Origin of the sequence: Aquabacterium sp., from assembly GCF_004297345.1 — a bacterium.
Classification (GTDB): domain Bacteria; phylum Pseudomonadota; class Gammaproteobacteria; order Burkholderiales; family Burkholderiaceae_C; genus Aquabacterium.
This window is the reverse complement of sequence record NZ_SCTN01000624.1, coordinates 1-2,475: the sequence shown is the minus strand read 5'-3', so window position 1 is coordinate 2,475 and position 2,475 is coordinate 1. Positions and strand designations below refer to the sequence as shown.

At 40.0% G+C, this 2,475-nt stretch carries 3 protein-coding genes; 1 reads left to right on the top strand and 2 read right to left on the bottom strand.

The window, feature by feature from the left end:
* Positions 1–106: 106 nt before the first annotated feature.
* Both EPO09_RS22270 and EPO09_RS22265 read right to left on the bottom strand, forming a co-directional pair.
* Positions 107–1,351: an ISL3 family transposase gene (locus tag EPO09_RS22270; protein ID WP_290646837.1), complete on the bottom strand. Its 1,245-nt coding sequence runs from the start codon at positions 1,349–1,351 to the stop codon at positions 107–109.
* A complete protein-coding gene (locus EPO09_RS22265; protein WP_290646835.1) occupies positions 1,329–2,117 on the bottom strand; it encodes a class I SAM-dependent methyltransferase in 789 nt (262 codons plus the stop codon). The genes EPO09_RS22270 and EPO09_RS22265 overlap by 23 nt, the downstream gene beginning before the upstream one ends.
* A gap of 148 nt (positions 2,118–2,265) precedes the next feature.
* Between EPO09_RS22265 and EPO09_RS22260 the strand changes: the two genes are divergently transcribed.
* Positions 2,266–2,475: hypothetical protein (locus EPO09_RS22260; RefSeq protein ID WP_290646833.1), on the top strand; the 210-nt coding region annotated here is incomplete at its 3' end.

Below are 2,475 nucleotides of genomic sequence, written 5' to 3'. Positions count from 1 at the left end.
ATTTTCAGGACCTTCAGAAGCATTTACGACGAAAATCACACGTGAACCTATCCATTTGTTGCATGCCCAGAAACTTTGTAAAAATGCAAAAGAAATAGGATGGCTCTTATGCGAAGAGAGTGGGTAGGTGAGGATTGTAAGTTTTAAAATTCAATTTTCCCGTTAAAAAATAAGCCATGGTTTTAAAGTGCTTTTCTCCATATCCCCTCGCTTTTCGTTTAGCTGCTTGAATAACAGAATTAAGGCCTTCTAAAATACCATTATTAATCTGACTTTCTTTCCAACGTACAATACCGTCCCAATGTTTCTTGATTGTTTGCGCTAGCTTTTTAAAAGGCTCAAGCTGCGCATGCGTTGCCCAAAAGTACCACTCTTTTAAAAGAGTTGTAAATTGTACCCCTGTATCTGCTTGGTAGATTGCTTGAAAAGTTTCTTTCAGACGCAAAGCACGACTTGTTTTTAAATTCAATTGACTAATGTAAGCACGTTTCTTCTTTTGTTGAGAAGTTAATTTGGTCTCGTTTTTTAAAAGCGCAAACCGTGCCCCTTTTAAGGCGGGTTGCATCTTTGCCTCAGCACGACGCACTGAATCAACGGCTTCATTGACAAGTTTCATAATATGAAAACGATCAAACGTAATAGAGGCTTGTGGAAACACCGTCTTTACTCCTTTGATAAATGCAGGAGACATATCACAACTCACTTCCCTAACACGGGTTCGATCTCCCTTCGAATCCTCAAAACACTCCACAAAATCATGAACTGTTTCGTGGTTTTTTCCTTCTGAAACATGAATCGTTTTTTTAGTCATTAAATCTACAAACAACGTTATATAATCATGTCCTCTTAAACGTGAGGTCTCATCAAGGCCAAGACAGCTAACGCTTGAATGATCGGCATCGTTTAAACTTTTTTTGACATAACATTCAATCATATGCCAAAGCTTACGATCTGAAAGACCCATGATTTTAGCCACTTGATGAATCGGTGTATGCCGACACATCTCAATGAGCAAGGCTTCAAATAAAAGAGTGAAACCGCCAACAACTCCATGCCAGGGAGGGAAAATCATTTTTGTTCCTCCCTGCTCCGGTTTGATCCGCGGTGTACGCACACTCAAATAACATTCATGCTCAAAGAAATTTAAATGGCGCCATATTTTATCCACTGTGTCATAGGCTTTATATTGCTTTTCTGTCCCCGTCCTCTCATCTTTGTACGAAAACAAAGCCCCTCGTTCAAAGCTAACTTTTATATCTAAGCGCTTCTTGTCTGAATTAAAGTGCAGTGATTCAATCTTCCATGGATATTCTATCCCTAGGGCTTGGCTAAATAATTCTTCGATCTGCACATTCAGTCTCCTTTTTTTGAGCATAGATAATCACGCCTCCTAAATATCCTTTCTCGAATTGATCTAATAGAAAGGCGAAAGTGGCTTGCACTTTTTGAATATCCTGTGATGCAAACTCTTGTTGTAAAATAGAGACTTGATCTGAGAGTTTGTCCAAGAACGTCCGATACCACCTTATAAAGTGAGATGTCATATCAGTTGTGCGTAAGAGCTTCCACCCTGCGGTCTTAAAATCTTGTTCAATGGTGGACATATGAACAGGATACATGGGGTTTCCTGCTAAATCTTTAACAGAGTATGTAAGAGATTCTTTTGTCTGGGCGTAATCAAAGAGCGCCAGAATGCCGCCCGGCTTTGAGAGGGTTGCTAAGTTCTTCAGAAGACATTCCTTATCCTGAATAGCGTAGATCACATTAAGTAAAGAAAGAAAGGAAAAGGATTGAGGAGCGTAGGATTGATTGATCTTTAAGGCATCGGCGACTTTAAAAGTAATGTGCCGATATTTCTCTTTTGCATAATCAACAGCGGCTTCATCCAGATCAAAACCCTGTACGTTCGTAAATCCCATGCGTGTGAGGTAAGAAGCTGTTCCTCCAAACCCGCTCCCTACATCTAAAACAGCTTCCTCTTTGAGGGAAGGGACGAATGCAAAGACGTCGCGTAGGACGATGTCGATGGCCTCTTCATCGCCAGCATGAGCATAATCCCCTTCCCGTAATTTGCTCAGCAATAAACGAGAGGTATTCAATTTGGCATTGGTAGACATGGTACCTTTTCCATCCCTCAGACAGTCATGATTCAGGCCTGATCTAACCTAAGCATCTTTTCTAAGCATTTTTCCTGCATTTTTCCTTGAGGAATAAATTGAAAAGTGCTTTGATAATCGGATCTTACATTTTTATAGGATAGACGTCATGTCTCAATGTTCCTCTCCCTTTGTGAGTTATTTTCCATCTGATGAGGACACACCTTACGGTGTATCTGCAATGCGCACAGACTTCGTCATGGGAAAAGATCTCCATATTCCAAAGCAAGAAGAAGATGGAAGAATTGTGACGTTAAATCAAACAGGATTTATGACACAGGATCAAAATCCTTATAATGAAAAGTTTATTGACTTTGCA